Below are 17,621 nucleotides of genomic sequence, written 5' to 3'. Positions count from 1 at the left end.
CGCCAACGGGCAAGCAGGTGCAGCCACAACCCAACAGCAAAAAGGAGAGCGCTATGCGCACTGTATTTTTGCGTCGTGGTCTGGTCGCTCTGTTTGCTGCGGCTGTGTCCTTCGGCGCCATCACCCAGGCTCAGGCCGAGACGCTAAGAATCGGTTATCAGAAGTACGGCACGCTGGTGCTGCTCAAGGCCAAAGGCACACTGGAAAAACGTCTGGCCGCCCAAGGCGTGGACGTGCAATGGACTGAATTCCCCGGCGGCCCGCAACTGCTCGAAGGCCTGAACGTCGGCTCGATCGACTTCGGTGTTACCGGCGAAACCCCACCGGTATTCGCTCAGGCTGCCGGCGCTGACCTGCTCTATGTCGCCTACGAACCGCCAGCGCCGAACAGCGAAGCGATCCTCGTACCGAAAGACTCGCCGATCAAATCGGTCGCCGATCTGAAGGGCAAGAAAGTCGCGCTGAACAAAGGCTCCAACGTGCACTACTTGCTGGTGCGCGCCCTTGAAGACGCCGGCCTCAAATACGCCGATATCCAGACCGTGTACCTGCCGCCGGCCGATGCCCGCGCCGCGTTCGAACGTGGCAGCGTCGACGCCTGGGTGATCTGGGATCCGTACCAGGCCGCTGCCGAGCAACAGCTGCAAGCGCACACCCTGCGTGACGGCAAAGGCATCGTCGACAACCATCAGTTCTACCTCGCGACCAAACCTTACGCGCAGAAAAATCCCGAGGTGATCAAGACCCTCGTCGAAGAAGTGCGCGCCGTGGGCGAGTGGTCCAAAGCCAATCCTGAAGACGTGACCCGACAGGTCGCGCCACTGCTCGGCCTGCCGGCTGACATCACCCTGACCTCGGTGAAACGCCAGGGCTACGGTGCGCTGTTCCTGACCCCGGACGTGGTCGCCGCGCAACAGAAAATCGCCGACACCTTCTACCAGCTCAAGCTGATTCCCAAGCCGTTGAGCATCAAGGATGTGATCTGGACACCACCGGCCGCTGTGGCCCAAAGCTCGGTCAGCCAAGCCCAGTAAATCGAATCCCCAAGGAGACCACTCCATGAGCCTTAACATCTTCTGGTTCCTGCCTACCCACGGCGACGGCCATTACCTTGGCACCGCCGAAGGCGCCCGCGCCGTTGACCACGGTTATCTGCAACAGGTCGCGCAAGCGGCGGATCGTCTGGGTTTTGGCGGCGTGCTGATTCCCACCGGCCGTTCGTGCGAAGACTCGTGGCTGGTGGCCGCGTCGTTGATCCCGGTGACCCAGCGTCTGAAATTCCTTGTCGCCCTGCGCCCCGGGATCATTTCCCCGACGGTGGCGGCGCGGCAGGCAGCGACCCTGGATCGTCTGTCCGGCGGTCGCGCGCTGTTCAACCTGGTGACCGGTGGCGACCCGGAAGAATTGGCCGGTGATGGTCTGTTCCTCGATCACGAAGCGCGTTATCAGGCTTCGGTGGAATTCACCCGCATCTGGCGTCGGGTGCTGGAAGGCGAAACCGTCGATTACGACGGCGAACACATCAGCGTGAAGGGCGCCAAACTGCTCTATCCGCCGATCCAGCAACCGCGCCCACCGCTGTACTTCGGTGGCTCCTCGGAAGCGGCGCAGGATCTGGCTGCCGAACAGGTCGAGATGGTCCTGACCTGGGGCGAACCGCCAGCGGCGGTGGCCGAGAAGATCGAGCAGGTGCGCGCCAAGGCAGCCAGGCTCGGGCGTACCGTGCGCTTCGGCATTCGTCTGCATGTGATCGTGCGCGAAACCAACGCCGAAGCCTGGCAAGCAGCCGACCGGCTGATCTCGCATCTGGACCACGACACCATCAAACGTGCGCAAGCATCGCTGGCGCGCTTCGACTCGGTCGGCCAGCAACGCATGGCCGCGCTGCACGGCGGCAGTCGCGACAACCTCGAAGTCAGCCCCAACCTGTGGGCCGGCGTCGGTCTGGTGCGCGGCGGCGCCGGTACCGCGCTGGTCGGCGATGGTCCGACCGTGGCCGCCCGCGTGAAGGAGTACGCGGATCTGGGGATCGATACGTTCATCTTCTCCGGTTATCCACACCTCGAAGAGTCGTACCGCGTCGCTGAGCTGCTGTTCCCGCACCTCGACATCGAGCGTCTGGAGCTGCCGAAAAGCGCCGGTTATGTCAGCCCGTTCGGCGAGATGGTGGCCAACGACATTCTTCCCAAAGCCGCGTCGCAGAGCTGAGGCGCGTCATGAAGAAACTTATCCACAACCTCGCGCCCTGGGCGTTGCCGGTGTTGTTGCTGGCGGTGTGGCAGTTGTCGGTGTCGGCCGGTTGGTTGTCGACGCGGATTCTGCCGGCACCGGTGGCGGTGATCGAGGCCGGTGTCAGCCTGGTGCGCAGCGGCGAAATCTGGACGCACCTGGCAATCAGCGGCTGGCGCGCCGCGCTGGGCTTCACCATCGGTGGCAGCATCGGCCTGGTGCTGGGCTTCATTACCGGCCTGTCGAAGTGGGGCGAACGCCTGCTCGACAGTTCGGTGCAGATGATCCGCAACGTGCCGCACCTGGCGCTGATTCCGCTGGTCATCCTGTGGTTCGGCATCGACGAGTCGGCGAAGATTTTCCTGGTGGCGCTGGGCACGTTGTTCCCGATCTACCTCAACACTTATCACGGCATCCGCAACGTTGATCCGGCGTTGGTGGAGATGGCGCGCAGTTATGGCTTGAGCGGTTTCAGCCTGTTCTGGCAGGTGATTCTGCCGGGTGCGTTGCCTTCGATTCTGGTCGGTGTGCGCTTTGCGCTGGGCTTCATGTGGTTGACGCTGATCGTTGCCGAAACAATCTCCGCCAGCTCCGGCATCGGCTATCTGGCGATGAATGCCCGGGAGTTTTTACAGACCGATGTGGTGGTGCTGGCGATCCTGCTTTACGCGGTGCTCGGCAAACTCGCCGACCTCGCGGCCCGTGGACTTGAACGTGTGTGGTTGCGCTGGCACCCGGCTTATCAGGTTGCCAAGGGAGGTGCGGCATGACCGCTCAACAACCTCCACGCCTGCTGCGCGGGATTCCGCTGGTGGTGCGCAACCTGCAGAAAACCTTTGGTGCGCGGCAGGTGCTGCGCGACATCGACCTGCACATTCCAGCGGGGCAGTTCGTCGCGGTGGTCGGACGCAGCGGGTGCGGCAAGAGCACGTTCCTGCGTCTGCTCGCCGGCCTCGATCAACCGACGGGCGGCGACCTGTTGGCCGGTGCCGCCCCGCTGAGCGATGCGCGGGAAGACACCCGGCTGATGTTCCAGGAAGCTCGGCTGCTGCCGTGGAAAAAGATCATCGACAACGTCGGCCTCGGCCTTAAAGGCAACTGGCGCCCGCAAGCGCTGGAGGCGCTGGAAGCGGTGGGTCTGGCCGATCGTGCCAGCGAATGGCCGGCCGCCTTGTCCGGTGGGCAGAAGCAGCGTGTGGCGCTGGCCCGCGCGCTGATTCATCAACCGCGCCTGCTGCTGCTCGACGAGCCGCTGGGGGCGCTGGATGCGCTGACCCGGATCGAGATGCAGCAACTGATCGAACGCCTCTGGCAACAGCATGGCTTCACCGTGCTGCTGGTGACCCATGACGTCAGCGAAGCGGTGGCGATTGCCGACCGGGTGATTCTGATCGAGGACGGCGAAGTCGGCCTCGACCTGCAAGTGGAGCTGCCACGTCCGCGCGTGCGCGGATCGCATCGACTGGCGGCGCTGGAAACCGAAGTGCTCAACCGTGTTCTGTCCCTGCCCGGCGAGCCGCCGGAGCCGGAACCTGTTTCACCACTGCCTACGCAATTGCGCTGGGCTCAATAACTCAAGTTACCTCCAACGACAGGAATCAAAGCCATGACTATCAAAGCCATCAACGTGCGCAACCAGTTCAAAGGCTCGATCAAGGAGATCGTTCTCGGCGACGTGCTGTCGGAAATCGACGTGCAGACCGCCTCCGGCATCGTCACTTCGGTGATCACCACCCGCTCGGTCAAGGAGTTGGAACTGGCGGTGGGCAGCGAAGTGATCGCCTTCGTGAAATCCACCGAGGTGTCGATCGCCAAGTTGTAAGCCTGTGAGTAAAAAACAACCCCGAAAGGCGTGAGCCCTTCGGGGTTTTTTGTTATCTGCATCAGATGAGGATGGTGTCGCGGCGCTCCCACAGGTTATCTGTCGGTCACCAAATCTGCATACACAGCAGCTCCTTGTGGGAGCTGGCTTGCCAGCGATGAGGCCATTCAGCTCACCAGATGTCTCTTGGGCAGATACGGCGGCAAATACAGCCCGATGTAAGCATCAAACACCCGCATCCCTTCCTCGGCCATGCGCGGCGTGATCTGCCCGTGCTGCTGCACCGAACGTGCATACACGCGGTCGCCCAGTTCCATCGCCAGCGCAAACACGTCGACATCGGTCGGCAGTCGCGGCAATTCGAAGTGATGGTCGAACAGTTTGTGCATCAGGTCGCCGAGTTCGATGTCGTGCTGGCGGTCGGCCTGGGTCACTTCGGTCAGGCCGTGCTGGGCGAGGATCAACTGACGGGCCGCCGCGTCTTCGCCGTAGATCTCCAGCATCCGTTCCTCGATCAGCCGCGACAGGTCGCGCCAGTCGCGCAGGGCATCGTGGTCGATCGGCGCTTGCAGGCAGGCGCGAAACGCCGCGTGCACGTCGGCGGTCAAGGCTTCGAGCAGCGCCGGGACGCTGGCGAAGAAGTGGTAGACCGAGGAGGGCGGAATCTGCGCGCGTTCGGCGACGCTGTAGATCGACAGGCTGGCCACACCCTCGGCAGCCAGCAGCGTGCGCGCGGCGTCGAGTATCGAGTCGATGCGCGCCTGGCTGCGGGCACGGGGTTTGCGGACGGGGGCGGGACGCGTCATGAAAGTCTCCTGCGGGGCAGCGGGCATTGTACGAGCCGGGTTCGATGTTGTCTGCCCGGACGCCATCGCTGGCAAGCCAGCTCCCACAGGTATCCGTGTTGAACACAAATTTTGATTACACAACAGAACCCTGTGGGAGCTGGCTTGCCAGCGATCCGCCGCAGGCGGCCATGCATCCCAAACACAGAGATGTGTGTTTAGCCATAAAAAAACGCCGTTGGCTGCAAGAGCCGACGGCGTTCTGTTTGGCACTACAACCGCTTAAACGGTATGCAGATACCAGTTGTACTCAAGGTCGGAGATGGAGTGTTCGAACTCCTCCAGCTCGCTTTCCTTGCAGGCGACGAAGATATCGATGTATTTCGGATCGATGTACTTGGCCATCACCTCGCTGTCGTCCAGCTCACGCAGGGCATCGCGCAAGTTGTTCGGCAGGCTTTGTTCGTTCTGCTCGTAGCTGTTGCCTTCGACCGGAGCGCCCGGTTCGATCTTGTTCACCAGACCGTGATGCACACCGGCCAGGACCGAAGCCATCAGCAGGTACGGGTTGGCGTCGGCACCGGCCACGCGGTGTTCGATCCGTACGGCGTCGGCAGAGCCAGTCGGCACGCGGATCGCCACAGTGCGGTTGTCCAGGCCCCAGCACGGCGAGTTCGGTACATAGAACTGCGCGCCGAAGCGACGATACGAGTTGACGTTCGGGCAGAGAAAAGCCATCTGCGCCGGCAGGGTCTCGAGCACACCGCCGATCGCGTGACGCAGCGCGGCGTTCTGCTCGGGATCCTCGCTTGCAAAGATGTTCTTGCCATCTTTGTCGAGCACCGAGATGTGGACATGCAGACCGTTACCGGCCTGGCCCGGGTACGGCTTGGCCATGAAGGTGGTGTCCATTTCATGGTCGTAGGCGATGTTCTTGATCAGACGCTTGAGCAGTACCGCGTAATCGCACGCCTTGATCGGGTCGGCGACGTGGTGCAGGTTCACTTCGAACTGCGCCGGGGCACTTTCCTTGACGATGGCGTCGGCCGGGATGCCTTGCTCTTTGGCGCCTTCCAGAATGTCCTGGAGGCAGTCGACGTATTCGTCGAGGTCGTCGATCAGGTAGACCTGAGTCGAGTGCGGGCGTTTGCCGGAAATCGGCGAGCGTGGCGGCTGTGGACGGCCGTTCACGTTTTCCTGGTCGATCAGGTAGAACTCCAGCTCGAAGGCTGCGCAGATGGTCAGGCCCAGCTCGTCAAACTTTGCAACAACTTGACGGAGCACTTCGCGCGGATCGGCGAAGAACGGGTCGCCTTCGAGTTCGTGCATGGTCATCAACAGTTGCGCGGTCGGGCGCTTCTGCCATGGCTCGTTGCACAGGGTATCGGGGATTGGATAGCAGATCCGGTCGGCGTCGCCGATGTCCAGACCCAGGCCGGTGCTTTCCACCGTAGAACCATTGATATCCAGAGCAAATAGAGAGGCCGGCAGGTTGATGCCTTTCTCGTAAACCTTGTGGAGGCTGGTGCGTTCGATGCGCTTGCCGCGCACCACACCATTCATATCCGCAATCAGAAGGTCAACGTACAGAACCTCAGGATGTTCCTTAAGGAACGCGTTCGCTTCGTTAAGCTGAACGGCACGCGGGGGTACCGACATGATGCAACACCTTTGTTGTTAAAAATATCAATCATTGATCTTTTCTGGTTTCAGTCAACCCGAACGGCATGCCGAAGTCAAGCGAGGCCTTTTTTGCCCTAAAAAAGCGCTGCGAGGGCATTTATGGGGCACTTTGGGGCAGTTTTTTGTCCTTGGGACGCTTGGCACCCGCGGGCTTGAGCAGGCCGTGTTGTATTTTTTACGGGGGTGTTGTGTAAAAAAATGAACAAGGCTAAGCTCCGATCAAACCCATAACAGCAATAATACCGGGGTGCTTCATGTCTCGCCTGCCGTTAATCGGCATCACCGACTGCTCGCAACAGTCCGGTCTGCATGCTCAACACATCAGTGGCGACAAATCCGTCCGTAGTGCAGCCCGCAAGGCTCGCGGGCTGTCGACGATATCCTCGTCCGCATCAGGCCAAACGGCAGCGTCCGTTATTCTGGACGTACGGCAAAGCATTCTGTTTATGGCGCCTTCCTTCAATATAGATCCCTTTGAGTCCCAAAGCCTGTGCCGCTTCCCCAGCCGTGCTCATGATTCTGCACGCCTTGAATGTGCACAGGAAATGCAACGCCAGCGTAAAGGGCAGGTAAGCTCCTCTTTCATTGTCGATGCGCGGTGCCGGGCGTAAGCCGGCACTGCGCGCAAGCAAGCCCCCTTTAACGCGACGCCACGGCGTCAAACTTTGCCTGACACGATGTCAGGAGACTCAGCCCAGAGGCATTTATGAGTAACAACCTCGACCAGCTCACCGATTGGTTGAAAGACCACAAGATCACAGAAGTCGAATGCATGATCGGCGACTTGACCGGTATCACCCGGGGCAAGATCTCGCCGACCAACAAGTTCATCGCCGAAAAGGGCATGCGTCTGCCGGAAAGCGTGCTGTTGCAGACCGTGACCGGCGACTACGTCGAAGACGACATCTATTACGAACTGCTCGACCCGGCCGACATCGACATGATCTGCCGCCCCGATCAGAACGCCGTATATCTGGTGCCATGGGCCATAGAGCCGACCGCTCAGGTGATCCACGACACCTACGACAAGCAAGGCAACCCGATCGAGCTGTCGCCGCGCAACGTGCTCAAGAAGGTCCTGAAGCTCTACGCCGACAAGGGCTGGCAGCCGATCGTGGCGCCGGAGATGGAGTTCTACCTGACCAAGCGCAGTGACGACCCCGACTATCCGCTGCAGCCGCCAATCGGCCGCTCGGGCCGTCCGGAAATCGGACGTCAGTCGTTCTCCATCGAAGCGGCGAACGAGTTCGACCCGCTGTTCGAGGACGTCTACGACTGGTGCGAACTGCAGGAGCTGGACCTCGACACGCTGATCCACGAAGACGGCACGGCGCAGATGGAAATCAACTTCCGTCACGGCGATGCACTGTCGCTGGCCGACCAGATCCTGGTGTTCAAGCGCACCATGCGCGAAGCCGCGCTCAAGCATGACGTGGCCGCCACCTTCATGGCAAAGCCGATGACCGGCGAGCCGGGCAGTGCGATGCACTTGCACCAGAGCATCATCGACATCGAGACCGGCAAGAACGTGTTCTCCAATGAAGACGGGACCATGAGCCAGCTGTTCCTGCACCACATCGGTGGCCTGCAGAAACTGATTCCGGAATTGCTCCCGCTGTTCGCGCCGAACGTCAACTCGTTCCGCCGCTTCCTGCCGGACACTTCGGCGCCGGTGAACGTGGAGTGGGGCGAAGAGAACCGCACCGTGGGCCTGCGCGTCCCGGATGCCGGCCCGCAGAACCGCCGCGTGGAAAACCGCCTGCCGGGCGCCGACGCCAACCCGTACCTGGCGATTGCCGCGAGCCTGCTCTGCGGTTACATCGGCATGGTCGAGGGCCTCAATCCGAGCGCGCCGGTGGTCGGTCGTGGCTATGAACGCCGCAACCTGCGCCTGCCGCTGACCATCGAAGACGCGCTGGAGCGTATGGAAAACAGCGCAACCATCGAGAAATACCTGGGCAAGACCTTCATCACCGGCTACGTCGCGGTCAAGCGGGCCGAGCATGAAAACTTCAAGCGCGTGATCAGTTCCTGGGAGCGTGAGTACTTGCTCTTCGCCGTCTGATACGCCGGGCGCGGCTGGCAGCAGCCGCGCCTTCACCGATAACAAGGAGAATTGGCATGACCAGCAACAACCCGCAAACCCGTGAGTGGCAAGCCCTGAGCAGCGAACACCACCTGGCCCCGTTCAGCGACTTCAAACAACTGAAAGAGAAGGGCCCACGGATCATCACCAACGCCAAGGGCGTGTACCTGTGGGACAGCGAGGGCAACAAGATCCTCGATGGCATGGCGGGTCTGTGGTGCGTGGCGATCGGTTATGGCCGCGATGAGCTGGCTGACGCCGCCGCGAAGCAGATGCGCGAACTGCCTTACTACAACCTGTTCTTCCAGACCGCGCACCCGCCGGCGCTCGAACTGGCCAAGGCCATCGCCGACGTGGCGCCGGAAGGCATGAACCATGTGTTCTTCACCGGCTCCGGCTCCGAAGGCAACGACACCATGCTGCGCATGGTTCGCCACTACTGGGCGATCAAGGGCCAGCCGAACAAGAAAGTCATCATCAGCCGCAAGAACGGTTATCACGGTTCCACCGTGGCCGGCGCGAGCCTGGGCGGCATGACCTACATGCACGAACAGGGCGATTTGCCGATCCCGGGCATCGTCCACATCGCGCAGCCGTACTGGTTCGCCGAGGGCGGCGACATGTCGCCGGAAGAGTTCGGCATCTGGGCCGCCAATCAGCTGGAAGAGAAGATTCTCGAAGTCGGCGTGGACAACGTCGGTGCGTTCATTGCCGAGCCGATCCAGGGCGCCGGCGGCGTGATCATTCCGCCTGATACCTACTGGCCGCGCATCAAGGAAATCCTCGCCAAGTACGACATTCTGTTCGTGGCGGACGAAGTGATCTGCGGTTTCGGCCGTACCGGCGAGTGGTTCGGTTCGGATTTCTACGACCTGAAACCGGACATGATGACCATCGCCAAAGGCCTGACCTCCGGCTATATCCCGATGGGTGGCCTGATCGTCCGTGACGACGTGGTGAAAGTGCTCAACGAAGGTGGCGACTTCAACCACGGCTTCACCTACTCCGGGCACCCGGTGGCGGCAGCGGTGGGTCTGGAAAACATCCGGATTCTGCGCGACGAGAAAATTATCGAGAACGCGCACAACGAAACGGCACCGTATTTGCAGAAGCGTCTGCGCGAACTCAACGACCACCCGTTGGTGGGCGAAGTGCGCGGCGTCGGGTTGCTGGGGGCGATCGAGCTGGTGCAGGACAAGGCCACTCGCAAGCGTTACGAAGGCCGGGGCGTGGGCATGATCTGCCGGCAGTTCTGCTTCGATAACGGCCTGATCATGCGCGCCGTGGGCGACACCATGATCATTGCGCCGCCGCTGGTGATCAGCAAGGCGGAGATCGATGAGCTGGTGACCAAGGCACGCAAGTGCCTGGACCTGACCCTCAGTGCGTTGCAAGCCTAAGTGCTAGGCTTCGAGCGGGGGAGCTGCGGCGCTCTCGCTCGAAGGTGTCAGAAAGGTGGGCCTTTTCTTGAAAGACCGCCTCCGATCTTGCCAGACTAGCCGCAGTTCCAGTTGTCGGGGTTCGGCCGCTGAACAAAGTGGTTCAAAAAAGAAAAATTTGGAGCATGACGCATGAAGGCATTAGGTAAAAAGCTTGCTGGCAAGACTCTTCTCGCGCTGTCCGTCGCGGGCATGATGGCGGGTGCGGTTCACGCGGACGACAAGGTACTGCACGTTTACAACTGGTCCGACTACATCGCTCCGGACACCATTGCCAATTTTGAGAAAGAGTCCGGGATCAAAGTCGTCTACGACGTATTCGACAGTAACGAAACCCTGGAGGCCAAACTGCTGGCGGGCAAATCCGGTTACGACGTCGTTGTGCCGTCGAACAACTTTCTGGCCAAGCAGATCAAGGCCGGTGTTTATCAGGAGTTGGACCAGTCCAAGCTGCCTAACTGGAAAAACCTGAACCAGGACCTGCTCAAGGCCGTGTCGGTCAGCGATCCGGGCAACAAGCACGCCTTCCCGTACATGTGGGGTTCGATCGGTATCGGTTACAACCCGGAGAAGGTCAAGGCTGCGCTGGGCGTCGACACCATCGACTCGTGGGACGTGCTGCTCAAGCCGGAAAACATCGCCAAGCTCAAGGGCTGCGGTGTGAGCTTCCTCGATTCGCCGACCGAAATGCTCCCGGTCGCACTGCACTACCTGGGCCTGCCTACCGACACCCAGAAAAAAGAAGACATCAAGAAAGCCGAGGACCTGTTCCTCAAGATTCGTCCTTCGATCACCTACTTCCACTCCTCCAAGTACATCTCGGACCTGGCCAACGGCAACATCTGCGTAGCGGTCGGTTACTCGGGTGACGTGCAGCAGGCCAAGTCCCGTGCCGCCGAGGCCGGTGACAAGGTGAAAGTCAGCTATGCCATTCCGAAAGAAGGCGCTGGCAGCTTCTTCGACATGGTCGCCATCCCTAAAGATGCCGAAAACGTCGAAGGCGCCTACAAGTTCATGACCTTCCTGCAGAAGCCTGAAGTCATGGCCGGCATCACCAACGCCGTACGCTTCCCGAACGGTAACGCTGCTGCGACCGCTCTGGTGGAAAAAGACATCACCAGCGATCCAGGCATTTACCCGCCAGCCGACGTGCAGGCCAAGCTGTATGCGATCGCCGATTTGCCGGCCGCTACCCAGCGCGAAATGACCCGCAGCTGGACCAAGATCAAATCCGGTAAATAAGCCGATTTGAAGCAGCAACCGCTGGCTGTCGTCGCCATGACGGCGGTCAGCGGATCAATTAAATGACAGAAAGTTTTGCTGGATCGGTTTTTCGAAGGTAAGTTGCGCGCCGGTTTTGTTGCCGGGCAACCGTGACTGTCTTGCAGCACGGGGCAACTTGGGCCCAACTCAATTAGAGGACCTCCACTTGCCTATTTTTTCTTCTTTGCGCAAAGCCCTGCTGGCCACTGCCGGCCTGACGATCGCTGTCGGAGCCCAGGCCGCCGGTACGGTGCATATTTATAACTGGTCGGATTACATCGGCGAGACCACCCTGGCCGACTTCCAGAAAGAAACCGGGATCAAACCGGTGTACGACGTGTTCGACTCCAACGAGACCCTGGAAGGCAAGCTGCTGGCCGGGCGTACCGGTTACGACGTGGTCGTGCCGTCGAACCACTTCCTTGGCAAGCAGATCAAGGCGGGCGCGTTCCAGAAGCTCGACAGGTCGCAGCTGCCGAACTATGCGAATCTCGATCCGGTGCTGCTCAAGCGCCTGGAGCAGAACGATCCGGGCAACCAGTACGCGGTGCCGTACCTGTGGGGCACCAACGGCATCGGCTACAACGTCGACAAGGTCAAGGCCGTGCTCGGTATCGACAAGATCGATTCCTGGAGCGTGCTGTTCGAGCCGGAGAACATCAAGAAGCTGCACAGCTGCGGCGTCGCGTTCCTCGACTCGGCCGATGAAATGATGCCGACCGTGCTCAACTACATGGGCCTGAACGCCAACAGCACCAATCCGAAGGATTACGCCAAGGCCACCGACAAACTGCTGGCCGTGCGTCCTTACGTCACCTACTTCCACTCCTCGAAATACATCGGTGATCTGGCCAACGGCGACATCTGCGTGGCCATCGGTTTCTCCGGTGACATCTTCCAGGCCAAGCACCGTGCCGAGGAAGCCAAGAAGGGTGTGAACATCGCCTACTCGATTCCGAAAGAGGGCGGCGCGCTGTGGTTCGACATGCTGGCGATTCCGAAGGACTCGTCCAACGTCAAAGAGGCCCACGCCTTCATCAACTATTTGCTGAAACCTGAGGTGATCGCCCAGGTCAGTGATTACGTCGGTTACGCCAACCCCAACCCGGGGTCGGACAAGCTGATGGAGCAGTCCATCCGCACCGATGAAGCGGTTTATCCACCGCAAGCAGTCCTCGACAAGACTTACGTGTCGGTCGAGTTGCCACCCAATATTCAGCGTTTGATGACCCGTAGCTGGACCAAGGTCAAGTCGGGCAAGTAAGGCACAAACTATCCTGGGTTCGTCCGCATGGGGCGAACTGCACTGTTTTTTTCTGGGAGTTTCGTAAATGGCAGTTGCCTCCGGCGCCTATAAGAAAGCCCTCGAGGGCGACCAGACACCTAAGCAGGTGTTGGTCAAAATCGACCGGGTCACGAAGAAGTTCGACGAGACGATTGCCGTGGACGATGTGTCCCTGGAAATCAAGAAGGGCGAAATTTTCGCCCTGCTCGGCGGTTCGGGATCGGGCAAATCCACACTGCTGCGGATGCTGGCAGGGTTCGAACGGCCCACGGAGGGGCGCATTTTCCTCGACGGCGTCGACATCACCGACATGCCGCCGTACGAGCGACCGATCAACATGATGTTCCAGTCGTACGCCTTGTTCCCGCATATGACCGTTGCGCAGAACATCGCCTTCGGCCTCAAGCAGGACAAGATCCCCAACGCCGAGATCGATGCGCGCGTGGCCGAGATGCTCAAACTGGTGCAGATGAGCCAGTACGCCAAGCGCAAGCCGCATCAACTGTCCGGCGGTCAGCGTCAACGTGTGGCACTGGCGCGTTCGCTGGCCAAGCGGCCGAAGCTGCTGCTGCTCGATGAGCCGATGGGTGCACTGGACAAGAAACTGCGGTCGCAGATGCAGCTGGAGCTGGTGGAAATCATCGAGCGCGTGGGCGTGACCTGCGTGATGGTGACCCACGACCAGGAAGAGGCCATGACCATGGCCGAGCGCATCGCGATCATGCACCTGGGCTGGATCGCCCAGATCGGCAGCCCGATCGACATCTACGAAACCCCGACCAGCCGTCTGGTCTGCGAATTCATCGGCAACGTGAACATCTTCGAAGGCGAAGTGATCGACGACGCTGAAGGCCACGCGACCATCACCTGCAAGGACCTCGACCGGCAGATCTACGTCGGCCACGGCATCAGCACCTCGGTGCAGGACAAATCCGTGACCTACGCGATTCGTCCGGAGAAGCTGCTGGTCACCGCCGAGATGCCGACCTGCGAATACAACTGGTCCAGCGGCAAGGTGCATGACATCGCCTACCTCGGTGGGCATTCGGTGTTCTACGTCGAATTGCCGAGTGGCAAGCTGGTGCAGTCGTTCGTCGCCAACGCCGAGCGTCGCGGTCAACGTCCGACCTGGGGTGATCAGGTTTACGTGTGGTGGGAAGACGACAGCGGCGTGGTACTTCGCTCATGAACATGCGCAAATTCAAACGCCGGCTCAATCGAATAATTCCCGGTGGCCGCCAGTTGGTCATCGGGGTTCCCTTCATCTGGCTGTTCCTGTTCTTCATGCTGCCGTTCTTCATCGTCCTGAAGATCAGCTTTGCCGAAGCCGATGTGGCCATTCCGCCGTACACCGAGATCTACACCTTCGCCGAGCAGAAGCTGCAACTGCTGCTGAACCTTGGCAACTACGCAATGCTCGGCGACGACGAGTTGTACATCGCCGCGTACCTTGGCTCGCTGAAGATGGCTTTCTTCAGCACGCTGTTGTGCCTGCTGATCGGCTACCCGATGGCCTACGCCATCGCCAGCGCCCGTAAAGAGCTGCAGACGGTGCTGGTGCTGCTGATCATGATGCCGACCTGGACCGCGATCCTGATCCGTGTGTATGCGTGGATGGGCATTCTCAGCAACAACGGCCTGCTCAACGGCTTCCTGATGAGCATGGGCTTCATCGACGAGCCGCTGCAGATCCTCAACACCAACCTCGCGGTGTACATCGGCGTCGTCTACTCGTACCTGCCGTTCATGATCCTGCCGCTGTACGCCAACCTGGTGAAGCATGATCCGAGCCTGCTGGAGGCTGCGTCCGATCTGGGTTCGAGCACCTTCAACAGTTTCTGGAAAATCACCGTGCCACTGTCCAAGAACGGGATCATTGCCGGTTGCATGCTGGTGTTCATCCCGGTGGTCGGTGAGTTCGTGATCCCGGAACTGCTCGGCGGCCCGGAAACCCTGATGATCGGTAAAGTGCTCTGGCAAGAGTTCTTCAACAACCGTGACTGGCCGGTGGCGTCCGCCCTGGCGGTGGTGATGCTGGCGATCCTGATTGTGCCGATCATCCTGTTCAACCGCAGTCAGGCCAAGGAAATGGAGGGTAAAGAATGAAGCGCTTCCGTTTCTCCAGCCTGATGCTGGTTCTGGGTCTGTTGTTCATCTACCTGCCGATGCTGATCCTGGTGATCTACTCGTTCAACGCCTCGAAACTGGTGACGGTATGGGGCGGCTGGTCGATCAAGTGGTATGTCGGCCTGCTCGACAACACGCAACTGATGGGCTCGGTGGTGCGCTCGCTGGAAATCGCCTGCTACACCGCGGTTGCCGCGGTGGCGCTGGGCACCCTCGCCGCGTTCGTCCTGACCCGCATCACCCACTTCAAGGGTCGCACGCTGTTCGGTGGCCTGGTCACCGCGCCGCTGGTGATGCCCGAAGTGATTACCGGTCTGTCGCTGTTGCTGCTGTTCGTGGCCATGGCGCAGATGATCGGCTGGCCGCAGGAACGTGGCATTGTCACCATCTGGATCGCCCACACCACGTTCTGTGCAGCGTATGTGGCGGTGGTGGTGTCGGCGCGTCTGCGTGAGCTGGACCTGTCGATCGAAGAAGCCGCCATGGACCTCGGTGCGCGGCCGTGGAAGGTGTTCTTCCTGATCACCATCCCGATGATCGCGCCGTCGCTGGCAGCGGGCGGCATGATGTCGTTCGCGCTGTCGCTGGACGATCTGGTACTGGCGAGCTTCGTTTCCGGCCCGGGTTCGACGACCCTGCCGATGGAAGTGTTCTCGGCGGTGCGTCTGGGCGTGAAGCCGGAGATCAACGCCGTGGCCAGCCTGATTTTGCTGGCGGTATCGCTGGTGACCTTCCTGGTGTGGTTCTTCAGCCGTCGCGCCGAAGAAGCGCGCAAGAAAGCCATCCAGCAAGCCATCGAAGAAAGCGCTGCCGATTCGTGGAAACAACCGGACGTGCGCCGCGCGCCTGCGCCGGAAGCGGCCTGACGGGCAAAAAGATCGCAGCCTGCGGCAGCTCCTACAGTGGATGCAATCTCTGTAGGAGCTGCCGCAGGCTGCGATCTTTTGCTTTTGGAGCTCAGGAAATCCAAGGGGATGTACGGATGACCTCGACAAAGTTCATCGGCTTGAACCCCGGCTCCTGATCCACCAGCACATCGGTCTTCACGTTGCCGAACGTGGTCTGCGGGCGATGGCGCAAGCCGTCGGCAAACGCGCAGATGATGCATTCCTTGAAACCTTCCCCGCGTGGATGCGCATGCACCACCGCCTCGCGCTGGGTACTGCTGAACGCCGCGTAATCCATGCCTAGCACGTCCATCTCGACACCCGCCGTCACCAGCGCCACAGTCGGCCGCAGATGTTTGGGCACGCCCGGCGTGGTGTGCAGGGCAATCGACAGCCAGACCTGTTCGACGTCGTCATCGCTCAGCCCGTACGGTTTGAGAAACGCCGCTGCCGCGTTGGCGCCATCCACTTCGAAACGCTCGTCATCACTGCGATAACCGTCGACCAGTCCGAGGTCGTGGAACATCGCGCCGACATACAGCAGCTCCGGGTTGTAGGTCAGTTGGTGGCGTTCGCCGCTCAGCGCACCGAACAGAAACACCCGGCGCGAGTGGTGATAGAGCAGGTCGGATTCGATGTCGCGAATGTACTCGGTGCTGGCCCGGGCGAGGGCGCTGTCGGGGATTTTGATGCCGGCAATGGTCGTGCTCATAAGGTGTTTCCTCGTCGAAAACGCCGTCGTGGCGCTGATGGACAAAGTCTGTTCCCCGAGGCACTGCACGGACAATCAACCCATGGCTGCGATCCTTGCCAATCGACCTGCAAATCGTGCCAACTCACTTAAAACAGCAGACACCGAACCTGTGGCGAGGGGATTCATCCCCGATGGACTGCGCAGCAGTTCCAAAACCTGCTATTTCGGCGAATCAGGTAAACCGCGCAGTGAGGATCTACGACTGCTGCGCAGCCGATCGGGGATGAATCCCCTCGCCACAAAGATCCCCAAGGAGGCTTATGAACAAAACCATCGCCATCGTGGTGTTCCCCGGCGTGCAGGCGCTGGATGTCAGCGGGCCGATGGATGTGTTCGCCGAGGCCAATCGTTTTCTGCCCCCCGAGGCTCACTATCAACTGGAGGTGATCGGCGTCGAGCGCGGGCCGATGGCTTGCTCCAATGGCTTGAACCTCAGCGCTCACCGGCATTTCAGCGAGGCGCTTGACGCCTGGGACTTGCTGCTCGTCGCTGGTGGCCCGCAGTTACCGTTTCTGGATTTCGGCAAAGGCTTCGACACCTGGCTGCGCGAGGCCAGTGCCCGTGCGCGGCGTTTTGGCTCGATCTGCAACGGCGCGTTCATGCTGGCGCGGGCGGGGTTGCTCGATGGGCGAACGGTGACCACTCACTGGAACGATGCCCAAGCGCTGGCGCAATTGTGTCCATCGGCGCGGGTCGAAGCCGATCACCTGTATGTCGAGGACGGTGCGCTCTATACCTCGGCCGGGGTTACGGCGGGGATCGATCTGTCCTTGTACCTGTTGGCCCGCGATCACGGCACTGACGTGGCGCTTAGCGTGGCCAAACGGCTGGTGGTGTTCACCCAGCGCTCGGGCGGGCAGTCGCAGTTCAGCCCGTTCCTCACGCCGCATGCGGAGCCGACCTCGGCGGTGGCAATGGTGCAGTTGTATGTGCTGGCCAATCTCACCGGCGACCTGACGATTGCCGACTTGGCAAATGCGGCGAACATGAGCGCGCGCAATTTTTCCCGGGTGTTTGCCCGCGAGGCCCGGGTCACCCCGGCAGAGTTCGTCGAAAGTGCGCGAGTCGATGCGGCACGGGTGCTGCTCGAAAGCACCACGGCGCCGCTGAAGACTGTGGCTTATCAGTGCGGGTTTCGCGATGCGCAGCACATGCGCAGTGTGTTCAATCGCCGGTTGGGGGTGACGCCGCAGCAGTTCCGGCTGAATTTTGCGTTGATGCTCTGAAGGACTCTTGTGTTCTTAAGGGCCCCATCGCTGGC

At 60.7% G+C, this 17,621-nt stretch carries 16 protein-coding genes; 13 read left to right on the top strand and 3 right to left on the bottom strand.

Features of this window, described 5'->3' with window-relative positions:
- The first annotated feature begins 53 nt into the window (after positions 1-53).
- The 5 genes from AC193Q_RS18845 to AC193Q_RS18825 are packed head-to-tail and all read left to right on the top strand — an operon-like array spanning position 54 to position 4,051.
- A complete protein-coding gene (locus AC193Q_RS18845; RefSeq protein WP_047297202.1) occupies positions 54-1,034 on the top strand; it encodes a sulfonate ABC transporter substrate-binding protein in 981 nt (326 codons plus the stop codon).
- Between the two features lie 25 nt (positions 1,035-1,059).
- A complete protein-coding gene (gene ssuD / locus AC193Q_RS18840) occupies positions 1,060-2,208 on the top strand; it encodes an FMNH2-dependent alkanesulfonate monooxygenase (protein WP_483878688.1) in 1,149 nt (382 codons plus the stop codon).
- Positions 2,209-2,216: 8 nt separating this feature from the next.
- Positions 2,217-2,999 carry an aliphatic sulfonate ABC transporter permease SsuC gene (ssuC, locus tag AC193Q_RS18835; protein WP_086792340.1) on the top strand — a complete coding sequence of 261 codons (783 nt, stop codon included), beginning with the start codon at positions 2,217-2,219 and terminating at the stop codon, positions 2,997-2,999.
- Positions 2,996-3,802, top strand: a complete 807-nt coding sequence (gene ssuB, locus AC193Q_RS18830; RefSeq protein WP_047297200.1) for an aliphatic sulfonates ABC transporter ATP-binding protein — start codon at positions 2,996-2,998, stop codon at positions 3,800-3,802. Before ssuC ends, ssuB begins: the two co-directional genes overlap by 4 nt.
- Positions 3,803-3,835: 33 nt before the next feature.
- Complete coding sequence (locus AC193Q_RS18825; RefSeq protein ID WP_007967989.1) at positions 3,836-4,051, top strand: TOBE domain-containing protein; 216 nt, start codon at positions 3,836-3,838, stop codon at positions 4,049-4,051.
- A gap of 167 nt (positions 4,052-4,218) precedes the next feature.
- On the opposite strand, the gene AC193Q_RS18820 is transcribed toward AC193Q_RS18825, so the two are convergent.
- Positions 4,219-4,857, bottom strand: a complete 639-nt coding sequence (locus AC193Q_RS18820) for a TetR/AcrR family transcriptional regulator (RefSeq protein ID WP_483878687.1) — start codon at positions 4,855-4,857, stop codon at positions 4,219-4,221.
- Between the two features lie 261 nt (positions 4,858-5,118).
- A complete protein-coding gene (locus AC193Q_RS18815) occupies positions 5,119-6,495 on the bottom strand; it encodes a glutamine synthetase family protein (RefSeq protein WP_003229254.1) in 1,377 nt (458 codons plus the stop codon).
- 730 nt (positions 6,496-7,225) lie between these two features.
- Here AC193Q_RS18815 and AC193Q_RS18810 point away from each other — a divergent pair.
- The 7 genes from AC193Q_RS18810 to AC193Q_RS18780 all read left to right on the top strand — a co-directional run bounded on the left by AC193Q_RS18810 (position 7,226) and on the right by AC193Q_RS18780 (position 15,585).
- Positions 7,226-8,584 carry a glutamine synthetase family protein gene (locus tag AC193Q_RS18810; protein ID WP_007967993.1) on the top strand — a complete coding sequence of 453 codons (1,359 nt, stop codon included), beginning with the start codon at positions 7,226-7,228 and terminating at the stop codon, positions 8,582-8,584.
- A gap of 56 nt (positions 8,585-8,640) precedes the next feature.
- Positions 8,641-10,005 (top strand): aspartate aminotransferase family protein, encoded by a 1,365-nt coding sequence (locus AC193Q_RS18805; protein WP_086792334.1) that lies wholly within the window; start codon positions 8,641-8,643, stop codon positions 10,003-10,005.
- 171 nt (positions 10,006-10,176) lie between these two features.
- On the top strand, positions 10,177-11,286 hold the full coding sequence (locus AC193Q_RS18800; RefSeq protein ID WP_047297197.1) for a polyamine ABC transporter substrate-binding protein: 1,110 nt from the start codon (positions 10,177-10,179) through the stop codon (positions 11,284-11,286).
- Positions 11,287-11,473: 187 nt separating this feature from the next.
- Positions 11,474-12,571, top strand: coding sequence for a polyamine ABC transporter substrate-binding protein (locus AC193Q_RS18795; RefSeq protein ID WP_047297196.1), 1,098 nt, complete (start codon positions 11,474-11,476; stop codon positions 12,569-12,571).
- Between the two features lie 67 nt (positions 12,572-12,638).
- Positions 12,639-13,781: an ABC transporter ATP-binding protein gene (locus AC193Q_RS18790; protein WP_003229245.1), complete on the top strand. Its 1,143-nt coding sequence runs from the start codon at positions 12,639-12,641 to the stop codon at positions 13,779-13,781.
- A 35-nt stretch (positions 13,782-13,816) separates the two neighbouring features.
- Complete coding sequence (locus AC193Q_RS18785) at positions 13,817-14,698, top strand: ABC transporter permease subunit (protein ID WP_483879638.1); 882 nt, start codon at positions 13,817-13,819, stop codon at positions 14,696-14,698.
- The gene (locus AC193Q_RS18780) at positions 14,695-15,585 is read left to right on the top strand and encodes an ABC transporter permease subunit (RefSeq protein WP_047297195.1); all 891 of its coding nucleotides are present in this window, start codon (positions 14,695-14,697) and stop codon (positions 15,583-15,585) included. The genes AC193Q_RS18785 and AC193Q_RS18780 overlap by 4 nt, the downstream gene beginning before the upstream one ends.
- A gap of 91 nt (positions 15,586-15,676) precedes the next feature.
- Here the strand turns inward: AC193Q_RS18780 and AC193Q_RS18775 are convergent, their stop codons facing one another.
- Positions 15,677-16,318 (bottom strand): HD domain-containing protein, encoded by a 642-nt coding sequence (locus tag AC193Q_RS18775; protein WP_483878686.1) that lies wholly within the window; start codon positions 16,316-16,318, stop codon positions 15,677-15,679.
- Positions 16,319-16,620: 302 nt separating this feature from the next.
- Here AC193Q_RS18775 and AC193Q_RS18770 point away from each other — a divergent pair, with 302 nt between their 5' ends.
- A complete protein-coding gene (locus AC193Q_RS18770; protein ID WP_483878685.1) occupies positions 16,621-17,586 on the top strand; it encodes a GlxA family transcriptional regulator in 966 nt (321 codons plus the stop codon).
- The last annotated feature ends 35 nt before the right edge of the window (positions 17,587-17,621 follow it).

The sequence above is a fragment of the Pseudomonas sp. F2 genome (genome assembly GCF_057174385.1).
Note: the sequence above shows the minus strand (reverse complement) of the source record. Positions and strands in the feature narration are given on the sequence as shown.

Coding starts and splice junctions, on each gene's coding strand:
- AC193Q_RS18845 (WP_047297202.1), top strand. CDS start 54: ATGCGCACTGTATTTTTGCGTCGTGGTCTGGTCGCTCTGTTTGCTGCG.
- ssuD (WP_483878688.1), top strand. CDS start 1,060: ATGAGCCTTAACATCTTCTGGTTCCTGCCTACCCACGGCGACGGCCAT.
- ssuC (WP_086792340.1), top strand. CDS start 2,217: ATGAAGAAACTTATCCACAACCTCGCGCCCTGGGCGTTGCCGGTGTTG.
- ssuB (WP_047297200.1), top strand. CDS start 2,996: ATGACCGCTCAACAACCTCCACGCCTGCTGCGCGGGATTCCGCTGGTG.
- AC193Q_RS18825 (WP_007967989.1), top strand. CDS start 3,836: ATGACTATCAAAGCCATCAACGTGCGCAACCAGTTCAAAGGCTCGATC.
- AC193Q_RS18820 (WP_483878687.1), bottom strand. CDS start 4,857: ATGACGCGTCCCGCCCCCGTCCGCAAACCCCGTGCCCGCAGCCAGGCG.
- AC193Q_RS18815 (WP_003229254.1), bottom strand. CDS start 6,495: ATGTCGGTACCCCCGCGTGCCGTTCAGCTTAACGAAGCGAACGCGTTC.
- AC193Q_RS18810 (WP_007967993.1), top strand. CDS start 7,226: ATGAGTAACAACCTCGACCAGCTCACCGATTGGTTGAAAGACCACAAG.
- AC193Q_RS18805 (WP_086792334.1), top strand. CDS start 8,641: ATGACCAGCAACAACCCGCAAACCCGTGAGTGGCAAGCCCTGAGCAGC.
- AC193Q_RS18800 (WP_047297197.1), top strand. CDS start 10,177: ATGAAGGCATTAGGTAAAAAGCTTGCTGGCAAGACTCTTCTCGCGCTG.
- AC193Q_RS18790 (WP_003229245.1), top strand. CDS start 12,639: ATGGCAGTTGCCTCCGGCGCCTATAAGAAAGCCCTCGAGGGCGACCAG.
- AC193Q_RS18780 (WP_047297195.1), top strand. CDS start 14,695: ATGAAGCGCTTCCGTTTCTCCAGCCTGATGCTGGTTCTGGGTCTGTTG.
- AC193Q_RS18775 (WP_483878686.1), bottom strand. CDS start 16,318: ATGAGCACGACCATTGCCGGCATCAAAATCCCCGACAGCGCCCTCGCC.
- AC193Q_RS18770 (WP_483878685.1), top strand. CDS start 16,621: ATGAACAAAACCATCGCCATCGTGGTGTTCCCCGGCGTGCAGGCGCTG.